General features: G+C 66.0%; 15 protein-coding genes. 6 read left to right on the top strand and 9 right to left on the bottom strand.

The annotated features are described in order from the left end of the window. Positions 1–51 precede the first annotated feature (51 nt). A complete protein-coding gene (locus ASD86_RS18715; protein ID WP_056114082.1) occupies positions 52–837 on the top strand; it encodes an SDR family oxidoreductase in 786 nt (261 codons plus the stop codon). A 60-nt stretch (positions 838–897) separates the two neighbouring features. Here ASD86_RS18715 and ASD86_RS18710 read toward each other — a convergent pair whose 3' ends face one another. From ASD86_RS18710 to ASD86_RS18670, 9 genes are all read right to left on the bottom strand, one after another. Beyond that, complete coding sequence (locus ASD86_RS18710) at positions 898–2,787, bottom strand: carboxypeptidase regulatory-like domain-containing protein (RefSeq protein ID WP_157476839.1); 1,890 nt, start codon at positions 2,785–2,787, stop codon at positions 898–900. Positions 2,788–2,795: 8 nt separating this feature from the next. Continuing rightward, positions 2,796–4,988 (bottom strand): hypothetical protein, encoded by a 2,193-nt coding sequence (locus ASD86_RS18705; RefSeq protein WP_056115156.1) that lies wholly within the window; start codon positions 4,986–4,988, stop codon positions 2,796–2,798. Beyond that, a complete protein-coding gene (locus ASD86_RS18700; protein ID WP_056114077.1) occupies positions 4,985–6,193 on the bottom strand; it encodes a BatA domain-containing protein in 1,209 nt (402 codons plus the stop codon). Before ASD86_RS18700 ends, ASD86_RS18705 begins: the two co-directional genes overlap by 4 nt. After that, the gene (locus ASD86_RS18695; RefSeq protein WP_056114075.1) at positions 6,190–7,071 is read right to left on the bottom strand and encodes a DUF58 domain-containing protein; all 882 of its coding nucleotides are present in this window, start codon (positions 7,069–7,071) and stop codon (positions 6,190–6,192) included. The genes ASD86_RS18700 and ASD86_RS18695 overlap by 4 nt, the downstream gene beginning before the upstream one ends. Positions 7,072–7,090: 19 nt before the next feature. Continuing rightward, positions 7,091–8,113, bottom strand: coding sequence for a MoxR family ATPase (locus ASD86_RS18690; RefSeq protein WP_056114072.1), 1,023 nt, complete (start codon positions 8,111–8,113; stop codon positions 7,091–7,093). Positions 8,114–8,333: 220 nt separating this feature from the next. After that, positions 8,334–9,008 (bottom strand): DUF4159 domain-containing protein, encoded by a 675-nt coding sequence (locus tag ASD86_RS18685; RefSeq protein ID WP_082578564.1) that lies wholly within the window; start codon positions 9,006–9,008, stop codon positions 8,334–8,336. A gap of 89 nt (positions 9,009–9,097) precedes the next feature. After that, positions 9,098–10,723, bottom strand: a complete 1,626-nt coding sequence (locus ASD86_RS18680; RefSeq protein WP_056114065.1) for a TldD/PmbA family protein — start codon at positions 10,721–10,723, stop codon at positions 9,098–9,100. Between the two features lie 98 nt (positions 10,724–10,821). Then, a complete protein-coding gene (locus tag ASD86_RS18675; RefSeq protein WP_056114062.1) occupies positions 10,822–12,156 on the bottom strand; it encodes a TldD/PmbA family protein in 1,335 nt (444 codons plus the stop codon). A gap of 20 nt (positions 12,157–12,176) precedes the next feature. Then, positions 12,177–13,805, bottom strand: coding sequence for a TldD/PmbA family protein (locus tag ASD86_RS18670; protein WP_056114059.1), 1,629 nt, complete (start codon positions 13,803–13,805; stop codon positions 12,177–12,179). 579 nt (positions 13,806–14,384) lie between these two features. On the opposite strand from ASD86_RS18670, the gene ASD86_RS18665 reads away from it, so the two are divergent. From ASD86_RS18665 to ASD86_RS26935, 5 genes are read left to right on the top strand one after another with little or no spacing between them, the layout of a single operon-like run. Beyond that, on the top strand, positions 14,385–15,812 hold the full coding sequence (locus tag ASD86_RS18665; RefSeq protein ID WP_056114057.1) for an aldehyde dehydrogenase: 1,428 nt from the start codon (positions 14,385–14,387) through the stop codon (positions 15,810–15,812). A 7-nt stretch (positions 15,813–15,819) separates the two neighbouring features. Continuing rightward, positions 15,820–16,548 (top strand): carbonate dehydratase, encoded by a 729-nt coding sequence (can, locus tag ASD86_RS18660; RefSeq protein ID WP_082578490.1) that lies wholly within the window; start codon positions 15,820–15,822, stop codon positions 16,546–16,548. Continuing rightward, positions 16,545–16,997 (top strand): RidA family protein, encoded by a 453-nt coding sequence (locus ASD86_RS18655; protein ID WP_056114054.1) that lies wholly within the window; start codon positions 16,545–16,547, stop codon positions 16,995–16,997. Before can ends, ASD86_RS18655 begins: the two co-directional genes overlap by 4 nt. 4 nt (positions 16,998–17,001) lie before the next feature. Beyond that, complete coding sequence (locus ASD86_RS18650) at positions 17,002–17,532, top strand: 3-hydroxyanthranilate 3,4-dioxygenase (RefSeq protein WP_056114052.1); 531 nt, start codon at positions 17,002–17,004, stop codon at positions 17,530–17,532. Between the two features lie 43 nt (positions 17,533–17,575). After that, positions 17,576–18,418 (top strand): hypothetical protein, encoded by an 843-nt coding sequence (locus ASD86_RS26935; protein ID WP_157476838.1) that lies wholly within the window; start codon positions 17,576–17,578, stop codon positions 18,416–18,418. Position 18,419 lies beyond the last annotated feature (1 nt).

Genomic DNA, 18,419 nt, shown 5'->3' with positions numbered 1-18,419 from the left:
CTCGCGGCGCGTATCGCACCGCGGATCACGCTGCCGTCATCGGAGATCGACATGGACCTCAACCTCACCGGCAAACACGCCCTGGTCTGCGGCGCGTCCGAAGGCATCGGCCGCGCCGCCGCGCACGAACTGGCCCTGCTCGGCTGCGACGTGACCGTGCTGGCGCGCCGCGCCGAGGTCCTGGCCGCGGTCGCCGAGGCCTTGCCGCGCAGCGGCGCGCAGGCGCACGGCTGGATCGCCGCCGACGTCGCCGATGCCGCCGCGCTGGGCGCGCAGGTCGAGGCGCTCGCCGCCGGCAAGCCGGTGCAGATCCTGATCAACAACACCGGCGGCCCGCCGGGCGGACCGGCGCATTCGGCGACCGACACGGCCTATCTCGATGCATTCGCCCGCCATCTGCTCGCCAACCAGACCCTGGTGCGCGCGGTGTTGCCGGGCATGCGTTCGGCGCAATGGGGCCGCGTGGTCAACGTGATCTCGACCTCGGTCAAGGAACCCATCGTCGGCCTGGGCGTATCCAACACGATTCGCGGCGCGGTCGCGAGCTGGGCCAAGACCTTGTCGCGCGAGCTCGGCGGCGACGGCATCACCGTCAACAACGTGCTGCCCGGTTACACCCGGACCGCGCGTATCGAACAGATCGTCGGCGATCGCGCGCGCACTACCGGCTTATCCGAGGAAGCCGTGATGGACGCGATGCGCAAGACCGTGCCGCTCAACCGCTTCGCCGACGCGTCCGAAATCGCCGCCTGCATCGCCTTCCTGTGCTCGCCGGCGGCGGGTTACGTCAATGGCGTGAGTCTGGCGGTGGATGGCGGGCGGATGCAGTCGATCTGAGGATTGCCAGATTGAGCGATCGCGCGGGTGTTTTATAGCGTCGACGCCATTGCTCAACGATCACGTCTGCTCGGCGGCCGCGGCGCCATAGCGGCCAAGGCGCGAGCGCTCCAGCCACCACAGCCCCGCGGCGCAGATCAGCCAGGCCAGGAACCATGGCCACGCGGTACCGCGCGGCACGTCGCTCGCGAACATGCTTTTCGCTCGATCGCGCGACGAGGCATCGGCGGCGGGGGCGGTGTTGGACTGCGACGACACCAGCGCCAACGTCGCTTCGCGCAATTCGTTCGCACGCAATCCAGGCGCATCGTCGCGGCCGAGCACGAAGAACGCGGTCGTACGCTCGCCTTGTTTCAACCCATGCCAGCCGGCCGCATCGGGCCAGAATGCGGCGCAACGCTCGGCGCCGCGCACCGGGTCGATCAACAAACTCAGCGATTTATTTTGCGGATCCGAAACCTGCGCATCGTCGGCCAGCCCGCACAGCGCCATGCGTTCGCCCTGCCGCGCCACGCCTTCGATACGCAATGTGTCGCGCGGCTTGGCCCGCGCCAAGGTCGCGAACGCCTGACTCCACAACTGCGCATGCAGATCGTCGCGCCCGGCCAAGGCCAGCACGAAGCTGTCGCCCAGGCTCCACAGGCCGATGCGGCCCTGCCCGTTCGCGCGCCAGACGGCGAAGGCATTGCCGTCGGCATCGCGCAGGAGGGTTTGCACCTTGGGCCCGGCCAGCGATAGATTCCGCCGGGTCAGGGCCGGCACAGCCGCGACCGGTTGATCGCGCGAACGCGGCGCGTGTTCGCTGCCGGGTCCGAGTCGAGCGCGTATCGCGTCTTCGTCGATCGCCGGCGCCGACAACCGCATCGCGATCGAATCCGCGCCCACGCCCAGTTCGAATCCCAGTTCGCGCAGTTGTGCGCGCATGCGCGGCGACAACGGCCCGGCGATGCGCAGTATTACGCCTAACCCCGTGCGCATCGCCGCCATCAACGCCTCGCGCTGCGGCGCGCCCAACGCATCCCAGGCGCGTTCGTCGAGCACGACCAGATCGAACCCGGCCAGGGTCGCGGCATTCAGCGCAACCGGCGCATCGCCCAATTGCATGCCGGCGCCGACGCTGATCTGAGTCTGCAGCTTCAGCCCCGCATCCAGGGCCCAGCGTCGCAGGTATTTGAGTTCCGGCCCGGGCGCGCCGGCCAGCACCAATACCTTAGGCTGTGCATCGGGCAATACCGAAATCGGCAACTCGATCTTTTCGATCACACGTTGGCGAGCATCACGCAGCCGCAGGGTGAATCCGGTCAGTCCGGGACCACGCGCGACCGCGCTGAGCGCGAATCCGCCATCGCGATCGGGCGCGATCCGGTCCACGCGCTGCCGGCCCGGATCGAGCAGTTCGACCGTGCCGTCCTGCAAGCCCTGCACTCGGCCATGTACCGCGAAGGTCGCGCCGACACCGACCCGCGACGGCGCCCACACACCGACCACGCCGCGCGGCAACGCGGGCGGCTGGAATTCGATCGCCAGTCCGCGCGCGGCGTCGCGATCGCGCGCTTCCAGTCCCGCGCCGATCACCCGCAATCGTTGTGTTCCGGGATGACGCCGCAGAGCCGTAGCGAGATCGGGTACGCGCTCGCGCTCCGCCGACAACGGCGCTTCCGGCAGTCCGATCTGCACCTCGCCCACGATCGCAGCACCGCTTTGCGCCGCGCCCGCGGTCGCGACCACCATCGTGCCGGCCTGGGTGCGCAACGGCGGCGGCGGCAAGCTCAGATACAACAAGACCGCGAGGATCGGCTGCGCCGCGAGCAACAACGCCAGGCGCCAGCCGCGCGAACGCGCAGGCCGATCGCTGCGGCGCTGGCGATGGATCAGGCTCGCCATCGCGATCAACACCGCCAGGCCTAGCACCCCGGCAATAACGATCGGCACGTTAGCGGCCCAGTTCATCGGCGAGTTCATCGTCCGCCCTCGCCTTGCAGCGCTTCGAAATAGCGCCGGTCGATCGCATCGCCAGCATCGCGCGGCGTGACCGAAGCCGGCGGCCGGGTCAGCAACGGCCACAGCAGACTGCGCAGTTGCGCGCGGCACGAGGCGCAATCGGGTTGATTGCGCAGGCTGTCGAGCGCGGCCGCGAACGCGAGCGGATCGGCGACTCGCGCATCGTGCTCGCCAAGCCAGCGTTCAAGCGCGCCGTAATCGATGGCCGCCGCATCGCCGCTGCCCGGCGCGGCCTGCAGTTGCAGCCACAGTGATCCGAGCAAGGGATCGGCCGCATTCGCCGCGATCAAGGCATCGTCGCGCCGCGCCAGACCTTTGCGGTCGCCGCTCAGCCGCCGGCTCTCGTCGATCGGCGGCAGCTCCGGCCCGACCCGCGCCAGATAAATGCGGCTGGCCTGCTGCACCTGTTTGATGAATCCCAACGCCTTGTACGCGTACGGCAAGGCCGCCTTCGGCTCGCCCTGGCGCAGATGCAGCTCGGATTGCCACATCTCGTCGAGCGCGGCCTTGAGCAACTTGCGTGTTCCCGGATCGAGCAAGGTCGCGGCCTCGGCGTGATCGTGGGTGTGGCCGTATTCCTCGAGCACCGCGCCTTCTTCGCCGAACTTCGCCGGTGCCGCGTTGGGCGCATGATCGTGATCGTCGTGCGGCGCGGCCGACGTCGCATCGGCTTTGTCGCCGTGCTCGTCGTCGTGATGCTCGCCCTCGGCCGCGGGCGCTTCGTCGTTGGTCGGCAAACGCGGCTCGCCTTCGGCCTCTTCGCCGAGGAACTGGCCGTAGCGCAGACGCAACAGGCGCTGGTCGACGCCGATCGCGTCGGAGCGCTTGAGGAACTCGTCGGCGCCGAGCTTGCGCCGCTGCGGGATCAAGGCTTCGGCGTCGATGATGATCTGCCGCTGGCTGCGGAAATACGCCGGCAAGGTGGTCTTGACCATGCCCTCGATGCCGGTGGCTTCACTGCCCAGATCGGCCGGCCAGCGCAGGATCAGGCTCGGGCTCAACGCAGTCTGCGGCTGCGGGCTGCGGTTGTCGTCGACGCTGAGCTGCACGATCAGATCGTCGCCGACCGCGAACCCCAGCGCGGCCAGATCCAACCGCTGCGCATAGCGTTTCTGTATAGCTGCGCCGGTGCCGCGCAGGCTGATGCGCTGTTCGCGGAAGGTGATGTTCTCGCCGCTGCCCTGGGCCAGGGTGATGCGCAACTGCGCGGTGGCGGCCAGACCGTAATCGTCGGTGGCTTCGAACACCAGCGGCCACACGCGCTGCCCTTGCGCCATCAGGGTCAGGCCGCGATCGGGTTCGAGCACGCGCAATTGCGGAGCGCGATCGGGGGTCACGTCGAGTCGATACAGGCGTCGCGACTGAGCGGGCGCCGCGCCAGCCGCTTCGATCCGGTAGAGCGCCGACTTGGGCAGGCTGCGCTGGGCGATCCAGTCCTCGCCCTGGCGGCGCAGCGGCAGGCGCAGGCCATCGTGGAATACCAATGCGGCGCTGGCCGGTTGCGGTTGGAAACGCAGGGTCCAGCGCAGGTTCGAGGCCTGCGGCACGCGCGCTTCGAGCGTCGGTTCGCTGCTAGGCGGCAAGCGCGTATAGGCTGGTGGATCGACCCGCAATGCCTGCTCGGTCAATCGCGGCTGACCCGGAAGCGCGGCGACGGCCGGCGCGGGCGACAGCGCGTCCAACGTCGGCGCGGTGGGTTTGGGCGCCGGCCATAGCACTATGGTTGCGAACACCAGCGCGGCTATCAGCAGCGAGAGCAGCGATCGCTTAGTCGACCACATCGGTCGCAGCTCCGCCGGCGCTCCGCGGACGAGACGGTCCTGCAAGCGCGCAAGCTGCAAGGTCTGCAAGCCGCTGAGCCCCTGCGGCGACGCGAACAGCAGATCGGCGCTGTCGTCCATGTCCGCGCGCAGCGTGTTGAGACGGCGGATCAGCCACAGCGTATCCAGGCGCCGAGCGCGTTGCGCACTTAACACCGCGATCAACGCGAGCGCGACGATCAACGCGATCAATGCGGCCGCTATGCCATGGAAACGCCACACCATCGCCGCGACGACCCCAGCCCACGGCGCGCAGCTCAGCGCCAGATCGAGCCCGCGCCGAGTGCGTACGCCGCGCAACATGTCGCGTAGTTGTTCGCTGGCGTTCATGGCGCCGCTCCACGCCGCGGCCGCGTCGCCAGCCAACGTTCGACCAGGAAAACCAGCGCGATCAACAATGCCAGCCACAGCCGTAGATCGCGCGGCGGCAACGCGAACGCGGCCGCGCCGGTCGACGGCACATGCTCGCGCGCCATCACCCGCGACGGCGGTTCGCGCGGCGGTTCGAACAAGTTGCGCAAGTGACCGGCGAATCCGGATTCAAGCAATTCCGGCAATGCCTGCGGCGTCAAGGCGCGGGTCCAGCGCATGACCTTGCCGCGGCCGTAACGCGCGCCTTCGACCAGGACCGCGCCGTCGGCATTGCGCCATAGCGGCACCGGTACGATCGCCTTGCTCTCGCCTGCGCCCTCGCCGCTCGGCCAGGCGCTGGCGGCATCGAGCAGAACCGTGCCGCCATTGGCGATCCATTCGCTCACCGCGTCCGGCAGCGGGCCGGGCTTGAGCCACATCAATTGCCTGGACGACGCGTCCAGCGGTTGCGTGTCGAGCGCGATCGAACCATTGACGCGACCCGCCGCTACCGCGCCGGGCTCGCGCCACGACGCGATCGCCGCGCGCAGGTACGGCAGCGCCGCCGCGCGATCGGCGGCGTAGCGGATCGAGGGATCGGGCACGGCAATGGCTTGCGCGTTGCGCGCCGGCATCGCGCCCGGCAGCACCCGCCATTCGACTTGTCGCGACAAGCGCGGCCGCTGCGCGTCGGCGCCTTGCAGTTGCTCGGGCACCAGCACGGTCACGACGACTTGCGCCGGCAACGTGGCATCGAGTTCGCGCAGCAGGCTCGATACCGGCAATTCCGAAGACGTCGGCGGTACAGGCGCGGCCGGATGGAACTCGGGAAATCCCGGCGCCAGCCAACGCACGCGTGCATCCGCGGTCCGTTCCAGCGCCGCCACTGCCTGCGCCTGCACACCCGGCACCACTGCAATCCACGGTGCCTCGCTCTGCGCGCCGTACAACGCCGGCCGCGCCAGCAACAGCGCCAGCAAGGCCAACAACAACAAACGCACCGCCAGCAGCAGCCATTCGTCGAAGCGAATGCGGTGGCGCGGCGTGGGTCGCTGCCGCAGCCAGCGCAGGGCGGCGAAATCGGTCGGACGCTGTTCGCTGCGCCGGGCCAGATGGATCAGCAACGGCACGATCAACGCGGCCAGCGCGACTAGACCGATCGGCAGCAACAGGATCGAGTTCACGCCGCCCCCGCGCCGAACAATCGCCGCAAAGGCAGATCCAGCGCTTCGTCGAGCACGTACTCGGCGTGACGAATGCCGCTGGCGTCCAGGCGCGCGTCAAGTGCGGCGCGCGCGGCGGCGAAGCGGCGCAGGAAGTCCTCGCGCAAGGCGGTGCCGTCGCCGAGCAACTCCTCGCCGGTTTCCTGATCGCGGAAGCGGTAGCCGCCGCGGAACGGGAAATCGCGTTCCTCGGCGGTCAGGATGCGGATGCTCAGCACTTCGCGCCGTGCCGCGGCGAGCCGTTCGGCGACTGCGAGCGCGCCTTCGTCGAAGCCGTCGCCGATCATGATCACCAAGTCGCCGGCGCCGATGCGTTCCCACAACGGCCGCAGGCTGTCGGCCGCGGGCCAGGCGCCCTGCGCCGACAAGCCATGTAATTCCAGCAGCAGGCGATCGCGCTGCCGCACACCGGCCGCGGGCGCGACCAAGCGCAGGCCGTCGCCGCGCAATGCGATCAGTCCGAACCGGTCGCCCTGACGCAGCGCCAGTTCGGCCACGCAGGCCGCCAGCGCCTTGCCCGCGTGCAAGCGCGACCAGCCTGGCCGCGTCGCATCGCCCTGGCTCATCGACGCGGTCGCATCGAGCAACAGCCACACCGCGAGCGGACTTTCGCGTTCGGCCTCGCGGACGAAGAAGCGGTCGGAGCGTGCGTACAGTTTCCAATCGACCTGACGCAGTTCGTCGCCGGGCTCGTAGGCGCGGTATTGGGCGAATTCCAGCCCCGCGCCGCGACTGCGGCTGCTGTGCAGGCCGATGCCATGGTTGCCGACCGCGCGGCGCGACAGCAATTGCAGGCTGCGCAAGCGCGCCCGCACCTCGGGAGGAATCAGGTCGTTCACCGTGCTGTCCGCGCCGTGCTCAGCCGCCCTGCGCCGCGCCGGGCAGCGGCACGCCGCGCAGCAAGGCCGCGATCACGTCGTCGGCGCTCTTGTTCTCGGCTTCGGCCGCGAACGACAGCAGCAGGCGATGGCGCATCACCGGAGCGGCCAGCGCGGCGATGTCCTCACGGGTCGCGGCGAAACGGCCGTGCAGCAATGCACGCGCCTTGGCCGCGAGCACCAGCGATTGACCGGCGCGCGGACCGGCGCCCCACTTAACCCACTGCCGCACTTCCAACAACCCGCCTTCGTCGGGGCGGCTCGCGCGCACCAGTCTCGTGATCCACAGCAGCAGATCGTCGGCCAGATGCACTTCGCGCACCCGCGCCTGCAACGCCAGCACGTCCTCGCCGCCCATCACCCGCGGCACCTGCGCGCTGTGCGCGCCGGTGGTCTGCTGCAGGATGTCGTGTTCTTCGCGTTCGCTCGGATAGCCCACGCGGATGTGCAGCAGGAACCGGTCGAGCTGCGCTTCGGGCAAGGGATAGGTGCCGGCCTGTTCGAGCGGGTTCTGGGTGGCGAGCACGAAGAACGGCGACGGCAAGGTGTGGGTCACGCCGGCATAGCTGACCGTGCGTTCCTGCATCGCTTCGAGCAGCGCCGCCTGGGTCTTGGGCGGGGTGCGGTTGAGTTCGTCGGCGAGCAGCAGGTTGGTGAAGATGGGCCCGGGCTGGAAGCGGAAATGGCGATGGCCGGTGCCGTGGTCTTCCTCGAGCAGTTCGGTGCCGAGGATGTCGCTGGGCATCAGGTCGGGGGTGAACTGCACGCGCCGGAACTGCAGTTCCAGCGCCTGCCCGAGCGAGCGCACCAGCAAGGTCTTGCCGAGTCCGGGCACGCCTTCGAGCAGGCAGTGGCCGCCGGCGAGCAAGCCGATCAGCAGCTGCTCGACCACGTCGTCCTGGCCGACGATCGCCTGCGCGATCGCTTGGCGCAATGCGCCTAGACGATCGAGTTGGGCTTTGAGTTCGGCTTCGCTGTTGTTGTTTGCCGCGTTCGTAGTCATTTCATCGTCCCGGAAGCCAACGCCACATCAGTCACCACGTCAAAGCCCCCCTTTGTTGAGGGAGGTTAAGGGGATTTGCTTTTGCCTTCAGAGCCAACAGCCAAAGCAAAATCAAAAGCAAATCCCCCGCGTCCGCCGCGCGGTCGCCGCCCCCTTTTTCAAAGGGGGCAAAAGCAACAACCCGCTGCTGATTTACCAATCTCGAATACCAAATCCCGAATCACGTCCCTAAGGCATACATCACGATATTGACCCCGAACTTGGTATTGTCCTCAGCCAAAAACCGCTTGTTGCGCCAGTCGTAATCCCATTCGCAGCCGTAATCCTTGTTGCTGTACAGCACACCCAGCCGGCCGTCGATCTCGATGCCCTGCAGGTAGTCGTGAACCAGGTCGTCGCCCCAGCCGTTCAATTCGAAACCGGTCGCCGGCGGGCCGTCGAACACGAAGAAGCTGCGGTAGATCGGGTGATTCTTCGGCAGTCGCTTGAGCGCCTTGGCGCCGAAGATCTTGCCCATCTGCGCCTCGAACGACTTGGCGAACAGGCCGTCGATGTCGTGGTTGCAGTCGTCGACGAAGACGAAGCCGCCGTTGCGCACGTAGCGTTCGAAGTTGCGCCGCTCGTCGGGGTTGAACTCGACCAGCTTGTGCCCGGCCAGGTAACAGAACGGCGCCGCCAACATCTTCGGATCGGCCAGCGCCAGCACATGCTCCTTCGGATCGACGCGCAGGTTGGTGTAATCGATCAGCGAAGTGATCAGATTGGCCGGCATGCGCTGGTCGACGTCCCAGTCGCCGGAGTCGTACTTGAGCCGGGTGAACCAGAAGTCGTAATCGGCCGCGGCCTGCGCCAGCGGCGAACGCGCGAGCCAGGCGCCGGCCACGCCGCCGAGCATCAGGCGCAGGAACTGCGCGCGATTCACCGCGATGCATCCTTGCGCGCGATAATCGGCAATGACGCACCCTCGCCCATCGGCTTCATCGCCTACAGCGCACGCGCGGTGTTGATGACATTGATACCGTTGAACCGCGTCGTGCTCGAGCCGTGCGACACCGCCGAGACCTGACTGGGCTGGCCCTTGCCGTCGAAGAACGAGCCGCCGAGACGGAAATCGCGTTCGTCGCACACCGCCACGCAAGCGTTCCAGAACTCCGGCGTGCGGATCTGGTACGCCGCATCCTCGATCATCCCGGTCACTTCGCCGTTCTTGATCTCGAAGAACAACTGGCCGCCGAACTGGGCGTTGTAGCGCTGCTGATCGATCGAATACGAACCGCGGCCATGCACGTACAGGCCGCGCTCCACGCCCTTGATCATCTGCGCCACGCTCAACGGGGTCTTGCCCGGCTTCAGCGAGACATTGGCCATGCGCTGGAACTGCACGCTCGACCACGAATCGGCGTAGCTGCACCCGTGCGACTGCTTGTGACCGAGGATATGCGCCTCATCGCGCGTCGCCTGATAGTCGACCAGGATGCCGTCGCGGATCAGGTCCCATTCGCGGGTCTTGACGCCTTCATCGTCGTAACCGACCGCGCCCAGGCTGCCCGGGCGGGTCTTGTCGGCGACGAAATTGACCACCTCGCTGCCGTAGCGATAACCCTGATCGCGCTTGTCCAGGGTGGCGAAACTGGTGCCGGCGTAATTGGCTTCGTAGCCGAGCACGCGGTCGAGTTCGAGCGGATGGCCGACGTTCTCGTGGATCGTCAGGAACAGATTCGACGGATCGAGCACCAGATCGTACTTGCCCGGTTTCACCGACGGCGCCTTGAGTTTGGCGCGGGCGTGGCCGGCCGCGGCGACCGCGTCGGCCATCACATCGTAGGAGCGGCCATAGCCGACCAGACCACCGGGCAGCGACACCCGGCCCGCCGGATCGGCGTCGAGGTATTCGTAGCCCATGCCCATTGGCGCCGACAGCCCGTCGCGGGTGCGGAACTTGCCGGTGGCCTTGTCGACCGCGGTCGCGGTTAACGGCAACCAGATGCGATGCACATCCTGGTCGATGTAGCTGCCGTCGGTGGACGCGAAATATTTTTGTTCGTTGATCACGAACAAGGTCGAATTGACGTAGTCGGCGCCGGCCTTGAGCGCGGCCGCGTTGACCGAGAGCAGCAGGTCGACCTTGTCCTTGATCGGAACCGCCATCGCGTTCTTGCGGATCGGGGTTTTCCACGCGACCTCGCCCACGCCGGTGACTGGCGCGAGTTCGACCTTGCGGGTCTGCGCCCGCGCATTGGCGCGCGCGATCGCCACGGCCTGGCGGGTCGCGGCGGCCACCGCGTCGGCGTTCGACGACGCGGTGGCGGCGAAGCCCCATGCGCCTTCGCACAGCACGCGGATACCGACACCGGCGGATTCACCGTTGACGATATTGCGCACCTGCGCCTCGCGGGTGATCACCGACTGGCGCAGATAACGCCCGATGCGCACATCGCAATAACTCGCGCCGCCTTCGCGCGCCGCGCTCAACGCGGTGTCGGCCAGTAGCCGGCGCTTGGCCTGGTCGGCCGGTTCCAACAGCGCATCGGCCGCGATCGCGCGGCCGTAGGGAAGCGCCAGGCCGGCCAGGCCCAGACCGGTGAAGCTCAGGAAATCGCGTCGTTGCACAGGCGGCTCGCACTCATTGGATCGGATACATCGGGAAAGTCACGCGGCGATGGCGAGTGGCGGACCGCGATGCGGCCGCGCCACCCGCCCGGCATCGGTCAGACCGCGTCCGACAGCGAGGTGAAGGTGAAATCGCGCAACTTCATCGGCGGGATCATCATCACGAAGCCCGACTCGTCGCCGGCCACGCGCACCGGGCGGCCGAGTTCCTCGATGTTGTTGAGCATGATCACCGGCGATTCGTTGAAGCGGAAATTCTTCACCGGATGCTTGATCACCCCGTTCTCGATGTAGAAAGTGCCGTCGCGGGTCAGGCCGGTCAGCAGCACGGTCTGCGGATCGACCATGCGGATGTACCAGGTGCGGGTGACCAGGATGCCCTTCTGAGTGCCCTTGATCAGCTCGGCGGTGGACTTGTCGCCGCCGGCCATCAGCAGGTTGCCCGGCGAGCCGATCGCCTTCTTGCCCTGCTTCTTCGCCCAGAAGCGCGAATAATCCAGCGCGGCGACCTTGCCGTTGTCGATGATCGCCATCTTCTCGCGCGGCAGGCCTTCGTTGTCCCACGGCAGCACCGAGGCGCGCGGGTCCCAGGGATCGGCGCTGATGTTGACGCGCGGGTCGTAGACCAGTTCGCCGAGCTTGTTGCCGCCGCCCTTCTTGGACAGGAAGCTGCGGCCTTCGTCGGCCTGGCGCGCGTCGAAGAAATTCATCATGAACGAGATCAGGCCGGCGGCCGCGGCCGGTTCCAGGATCACCGTGTACTTGCCCGGCTCCAGCGCCTTGGCTTCGGCCGATTCGGTGGCCTTGCGCATGGCGATGCGCACGTCGGCATCGGTCTTGAACTGGCCCGAGTCCTGCAGATTGCGCCCGACCCAACCCGAACCGCGGCCATCTTCGGTGCGCACGGTGCAGGTGTAGTTGAAGTTGGTCGCCTGCTGATAGCCGAAGTTGCCCTTGCTGTTGGCGAAGGCGACGAAGCTCTGGCCGTCCTCGAGGAAACCGGCGGCGACGAGCTTGCCATCGCGGCACGGCGCGATCGAGTCGGTCGCGACCTTGGCGCGGAACTCGGGCGTGATCGCCGCGGTGGCGGCGCTGAAGGTCGAGCTGGGCTTGTAGCTCTGCTTGTCGATCGCCGGCATGAACTCGGGGTTTTCCGGCGCCAGTCGCGCCAGATCCTCGGCGCGGCGGACCACGCGTTCGAGCGCGGCGTCGTCGAACTCGTTGATGGTCGCGGTGCCGGTGCGATTGCCGAAGGCCACCTGCACGGCGAGATCGGCGTTGCTGACGATGCCGCTGGTCGACACGTTGTTGAGGGCGAACCGGATGTTGCCGTCGATTGAACCGGTCAGGGTCGCGGTGCATTCATCGGCCTTGGACAGGGCGATGACTTTGTCGAGGATGGCCTTGGACTGCGCTTCGGTAAAGATGCTCATTAGTGATTCTCCTGCGCCGGTCAGCCGAGCTTGCGGGCGGTGTTGATGACGTTGACGCCGTTGAAACGCGCCGTGCTCGAACCATGCGAAACCGCCGAGACCTGGCCGGGCTGGCCCTTGCCGTCGAAGAAGGAACCGCCCATGCGGTAATCGCTGTCGTCGCAGACCGCGACGCAGGAATTCCAGAACTCCGGCGTGCGGATCTGGTAGGCCACGTCCTCGAGCATGCCGGTGATCTTGCCGTTCTTGATCTCGTAGAACAGCTGGCCGCCGAACTGGGCGTTGTAGCGCTGCTGATCGATCGAGAACGAACCGGCGCCGACGATGTAAATGCCATTCTCCACGTCCTTGACCATGTCGGCGACGCTGAGCTTGTTCTTGCCCGGCGCCAGCGAGACGTTGGCCATGCGCTGGAACTGCACCGACGACCACGAGTCGGCATAGCAACAGCCGTCGGATTCGGTCTTGCCCAGGATGTGGGCCTGATCGCGGATGGTCTGGTAGTCGACCAGGATGCCGTCCTTGATCAGGTTCCAGCGCTTGGTCTTGACGCCTTCGTCATCGAAGCCGACCGCGCCGAGGCTGCCTTCCTGGGTCTTGTCGGCGAACACCGTGACCTGGTCGCTGCCGTACTTGAAGCCGGACTTCTGCTTGTCGAGGGTGGCGAAGCTGGTGCCGGCGTAATTGGCTTCGTAGCCGAGCACGCGGTCGAGTTCGAGCGGATGGCCGATCGATTCGTGGATGGTGAGCCAGGTGTGCGAGGGATCGAGCACCAGGTCGTATTTGCCCGGCTTGACCGTGGGCGCGGTGAGTTTCTGCTGCGCCTGCTTGGCCGCGGCGACCGCGTCGGCACGCATGTCGTAGGACTTGTTGTAGGCGACCGCGCCGTTGGGCAGCACGACCTTGCCCGAGGCGTCGCCGTCGAGGTATTCGAAGCCCATGCCCATCGGCGCGGACAGCCCGTCGCGGGTGCGGAACTTGCCGCTGGCCTTGTCGATCGCGGTGACCGTCATCGGCGCCCAGATGCGATGCACGTCCTGGTCGATGTAGGAACCGTCGGTGGAGGCGAAGTACTTCTGTTCGTTGACCAGGAACAGCATCGAGTTGACGAAGCTGGCGCCGGCATTGATCGCCGCGGCGTTGACCCCGAGCAGCAGGTCGGCCTTTTCCTTGATCGCCACTTCCATCGCGTTCTTGCGGATCGGGGTCTTCCAGGCGACCTCGCCCACGCCCGGCGCCTTGGCCAGTTCGACCTTGGAGGTCTGGGTCTTGGCGTTGGCGCGCGCGATCGCGGCGGCCTGCTGCGCGGCCTTGGCAACGGCGTCGTTGTTGAGCTGATTGGTGGCGGCGAAGCCCCAGGCGCCGTCGACCAGCACGCGGATGCCGATGCCGGTGGATTCGGTGTTCACCACGTTCTGGACCTTGTCCTCGCGGGTGATCACGAACTGGCGCAGATAACGGCCGATGCGCGCGTCGCAGTAGCTCGCGCCGGCGGCCTTGGCCGCATTGAGCGCGATGTCGGCCAGGGTCTTCTTCCTGGCCACGTCCAACGGCACCAGCAAGGCCTCCGCGGCGATCACGTTGCCGAAGGGAATCATGAGCCCGGCGATGCCGAGCCCGGACATGCTGAGGAAATTGCGTCTATCCACGTGATGGTTCCGCCGTAGTGAGCCCCGCAAGCGCGCTTCGGCGATCGCCAGGCATGGATGAAAGTGACCCCGCCGGAATGTGCGCAGCGTCGTACTTGCGCGTCAAGTGCCGAGAGGCGCGCATGACCATGACCATGCCGCGCGCGACGCATCCATCTGCGCATGAATTACGCGTTGTTTCGCGGCTCATGCATTCGGAGCATGACTTTCGACCTAGACGACATTGCACAGGCCATGATCGGCAAACTCGGGCAGCCGAGCTGTTCCAATGCCTCCACGTCTTTTACGGGTGAGAGCTTCGACCCTGCGCTCTGCGCTCTGCGCTCTGCGCTCAGGCGCCGCGATCGGACAGAAAGACGTCGGGACTGAAGCTTCCACCCGGACGAAGACGTCATGCATTCGCAGGTCGTCGGTTTTTGGTGGGGCGCGATCGCCATCACGTCAGCGCAAACCACAACCACCGTCGCAAGTCCCAATCGAGCGGTCGTTCATCAAACCCAACGTCTCCAACGCTCGCGCCCGGCGCGACCGCCAGCCCGGGCTATGGGCGTGTCCGCGCCCACGCGTTAAGCTTGGCGCATGCAGAAATTCCGGCACTGGATCGACGGTCAGGCGCGCGATGCGGCCGGCGGCCGTTGGCTCGACGTCCACGATCCGGCCAATGCGCAGGCGTATGCCCAGGTCGCCCGCGGCGAAGCGGCCGATGTCGAGGCCGCCGTCGCCGCCGCGCAGGCCGCATTCCCGGCTTGGTCGGGCCTGCCCAACAGCGAACGCGCGCACTGGCTGGACACGCTGGCCAATGCGCTGGAAGCGAATCTGGAAGCCTTCGCCCAGGCCGAATCGCGCGACGGCGGCAAGCCGATCGCGCTGGCCCGCAACGCCGAGATTCCGCGCGCCGTGTCCAATCTGCGGTTCTTCGCCCAGGCCGCGGCCCAGTTCGCCAGCGAATCCCACCACGGCCAGGCCGGGCTCAACTACACCCTGCGCGCGCCGCTGGGCGTGGTCGCCGCGATTTCGCCGTGGAATCTGCCGCTGTATCTGTTTACCTGGAAGATCGCGCCCGCGCTCGCGGCCGGCAACACCGTGGTCGCTAAACCGTCTGAAATCACCCCGGCCACCGCGACCATGCTCGGCGAACTCGCCGCGCAGATCGGCTTCCCGCGCGGCGTGCTGAATATCGTGCACGGGCTGGGACCGGAGGTCGGCGAACCGCTGATCGGCCATGCGGCCGTGCGCGCGGTCTCCTTCACCGGCAGCACCGCGGTCGGTCGCCGCATCGCCGCCATCGCCGCGCCATTGCTGCGCAAGGTCTCGCTGGAACTGGGCGGCAAGAACGCGAGCCTGATCTTCGCCGACAGCGACTGGCGCGCGAACCTCGACACCCTGGTGCGCTCGGCGTTCCAGAACTCCGGGCAGATCTGCCTGTGCGGCTCGCGCATTTTGATCGAGCGTTCGATCTACGACGAGGTCCGCGATGCGCTGGTCGAACGGGTCAAGGCATTGAAGATCGGCGAACCATCCGACGAAACCGCCGCGCTCGGCCCACTGGTGTCGCAGGCGCATTACGACAAGGTCGTGGCCGCGCTCGATCGGGCCCGCGCCGAAGGCGGCCAGGTGCTGTGCGGCGGCCACGCGCTCGACCGTCCCGGTTGGTACGTCGCGCCGACCCTTATCGAGGGCCTGGGCCCGGACTGCGCCAGTAATCGCGAAGAAATCTTCGGCCCGGTGGCGACCCTGCAAGCCTTCGACGACGACGAACATGCGCTGGCCCTGGCCAACGCCAGCGACTACGGCCTGTGCGCCTCGCTGTGGACCCGCGATCTCAACCGCGCCCATCGCCTGGCCGCGCGGCTCAACGTCGGCATGGTCTGGATCAACACCTGGCTGCAACGCGACCTGCGCACGCCGTTCGGCGGCACCGGCGCGTCCGGCCTCGGCCGCGAAGGCGGCGCCGAGGCGATGCGTTTCTTCACCGACGCCAAGAACGTCGGCCTTCATCTGGGATGAGTGCTGCATGAGTGCTAAGGATTCAAATTCCGAGGGTTCCAACGTGACCGGCGCGGTCGACGCCGGCTCCTCCATCACCTTGGACGAACTGCTCGAACGCAACCGCGAGTGGTCCGAGCGGGTCAACGCCGAAGACCCGGACTTCTTCAATCGCCTGTCGCAACAGCAGGCGCCCGAGTACCTGTGGATCGGCTGCTCGGATTCGCGGGTGCCGGCCAACCAGATCATCGACATGGCTCCGGGCGAAGTGTTCGTCCATCGCAACATCGCCAACGTCGTGGTCCACACCGATCTCAACTGCCTGTCGGTGATCCAGTTCGCGGTCGACGTGCTCAAGGTCAAGCACATCATCGTGGTCGGCCATTACGGCTGCGGCGGCGTGCATGCGGCATTGCACGGGCTGCGCGTCGGCCTGGCCGACAATTGGATCCGTCATGTCGGCGACGTCGCCGACAAGCACGCCGACTGCATCGCCCACGTCCATGAAAGTGAGCGCCACGATCGCCTGTGCGAACTCAACGCGATCGAGCAGGTGCAGAACGTATGCTTGACCACGATCGTGCGCGACGCCTGGAGCCGCGGCCAGCCGCTCAGCGTGCATGGCTGGGTCTACAGCCTGCGCAACGGCCGGGTCCACAACACCGGCATGGACGTGGATTCGTTCGACACCCTGCAGTCGGCCTACGCCCGCGCGATCGCCACGGTTCATGCCACCCACGGCGGATCGCCGCGATGAGCGATTCGCACGGCAACGGCAGCGTCCGCGCCGACAGCGCGCCCAAGCCGGTCGGCTCGTACCCGCATGCGCGCCGGGTCGGCGAGCTGTTGTTTCTGTCCGGGATCGGCCCGCGCGACGCGGCCAGCAACGCCATCGTCGGCAATGTCCACGATGCGCAGGGCCGGCTGATCGCCTACGACATCGAACTGCAATGCCGCGCGGTGTTCGCCAACGTGCGCGCGGTGCTCGAAGCCAGCGGCGCGGGCTGGGACGATCTGGTCGACGTGACCGTGTACCTGACCGACATGGCCCGCGACTTCACGGCCTACAACGCGGTGTGGGCGGAGTATTTCCCCGACATCGACCGCGCCCCGTGCCGGACCACCCTGGGCATCACCGCCCTGCCGACCCCGATTGCGATCGAACTCAAATGCATCGCGCGCCTGCGCGGCGCGGCCACGGAGTAACCGCATGCTTCCCGCACCGCTCAATCTCGCCGCCTGGATCGACGAACACCGCCACCTGCTCAAGCCGCCGGTCGGCAACAAGGTGATCTATGCCGGCGATTTCATCGTCATGGTGGTCGGCGGGCCGAACCAGCGCACCGATTACCACTGGGATGAAGGCCCGGAGTGGTTCTACCAGCTCGAAGGCGAGATGGTGCTGCGCATCCAGGAAGACGGTGCGGTGCGCGACATCCCGATCCGCGCCGGCGAGATCTTCCTGCTGCCGCCGCGCGTGCCGCATTCGCCGCAGCGCATGCCCGACTCGGTCGGGCTGGTGATCGAGCGCAAGCGCCTGGCGCACGAAGACGACGGCTTGATGTGGTTCTGCGAACAGTGCAACCACAAGATTTACGAAGAGTATTTCCACCTGCACAACATCGAGACCGACTTCCCGCCGGTGTTCGAACGCTTCTATTCCTCGCGCGAGCATCGGACCTGCGGTAACTGCGGCCATCTGAACCCGGCGCCGGGCCGCTATGTGATGCCCGACACCTGAGCAAGGTGTGAGGTGCATTTATGCCAGAAGGAGACGGCAAGGTATGCGATTTTCTGAACGCAACGGTCAGTCAACGATCAGGACAGGCATTCAATTTGAGTCTATGGATGACCCACTAAGAAATTCCCTTTGGAATGCGTTACAGATTTTCGTTTGGGATATCTACAGCTACGACGGCATTAATTCCCAGACATCTAGATCCGGCCTCAATAGATTCTTTCGCTCCTTATGGATCGATTTTTTCCTAATCCCCGCAGATACGATTCCATTCCGCACACGCGACGCCATAGCCTCTATCCGCGAGCACTTCTTTACAAGTAAGTGGTTCAAAGTCTATGACTTGATTGAATTCGTCATTCCGACACTTGAAAAAAACAAAGGCGATTTTATCAAGTATTGCAATAAGGTTCTTGAGCGAGAGATTGCCGGATATCAAATAGTTGGGGAGCGAGTCACTCCAGTTACAAGCGTCTCAGAAGTTCGTGCAATAGAGACTGCATTGTTACAGAACGTGCCAGGATGCAGTGCTCAAGTACACATTCAGCATTCACTCGACCTGTTAAGTAAGAAGCCATCCCCGGACTATCGGAACTCCATCAAAGAATCAATTAGTGCCGTCGAGTCTGCAGTCAAGTATCTAACGGGCGACGCTTCGGCAACGCTTGGTGCTGCACTAAGCAAATTATCCAAGCAGCATCCAATTCATCCGTCGTTTGAGAAAGGGCTTAAGGCTTTGTATGGATACACGTCCGATGCAAATGGCATACGACATGCACTAACCGAACAATCCAATTCAACATTCAGTGAGGCAAAGTTCATGCTGGTTGTTTGCTCCGCTTTCGTTAACTATCTGCTAGAAAACTCCGCTAATTCGCAGCAACCATAGA

This window comes from Lysobacter sp. Root690, from assembly GCF_001427785.1.
Taxonomy (GTDB): Bacteria; Pseudomonadota; Gammaproteobacteria; order Xanthomonadales; family Xanthomonadaceae; genus Lysobacter.
The sequence above is the reverse complement of the archived record's forward strand: the minus strand, read 5'-3'. Positions and strand labels throughout refer to the sequence as shown.

Bases quoted from the DNA above. Each gene is read 5' to 3' on its own strand.
- ASD86_RS18705 (WP_056115156.1), bottom strand. From the start codon at position 4,988: ATGAACGCCAGCGAACAACTACGCGACATGTTGCGCGGCGTACGCACT.
- ASD86_RS18685 (WP_082578564.1), bottom strand. From the start codon at position 9,008: ATGCTCGGCGGCGTGGCCGGCGCCTGGCTCGCGCGTTCGCCGCTGGCG.
- ASD86_RS18665 (WP_056114057.1), top strand. From the start codon at position 14,385: ATGCAGAAATTCCGGCACTGGATCGACGGTCAGGCGCGCGATGCGGCC.
- ASD86_RS18655 (WP_056114054.1), top strand. From the start codon at position 16,545: ATGAGCGATTCGCACGGCAACGGCAGCGTCCGCGCCGACAGCGCGCCC.
- ASD86_RS26935 (WP_157476838.1), top strand. From the start codon at position 17,576: ATGCGATTTTCTGAACGCAACGGTCAGTCAACGATCAGGACAGGCATT.
- ASD86_RS18690 (WP_056114072.1), bottom strand. From the start codon at position 8,113: ATGACTACGAACGCGGCAAACAACAACAGCGAAGCCGAACTCAAAGCC.
- ASD86_RS18710 (WP_157476839.1), bottom strand. From the start codon at position 2,787: ATGAACTGGGCCGCTAACGTGCCGATCGTTATTGCCGGGGTGCTAGGC.
- ASD86_RS18675 (WP_056114062.1), bottom strand. From the start codon at position 12,156: ATGAGCATCTTTACCGAAGCGCAGTCCAAGGCCATCCTCGACAAAGTC.
- can (WP_082578490.1), top strand. From the start codon at position 15,820: ATGAGTGCTAAGGATTCAAATTCCGAGGGTTCCAACGTGACCGGCGCG.
- ASD86_RS18650 (WP_056114052.1), top strand. From the start codon at position 17,002: ATGCTTCCCGCACCGCTCAATCTCGCCGCCTGGATCGACGAACACCGC.
- ASD86_RS18715 (WP_056114082.1), top strand. From the start codon at position 52: ATGGACCTCAACCTCACCGGCAAACACGCCCTGGTCTGCGGCGCGTCC.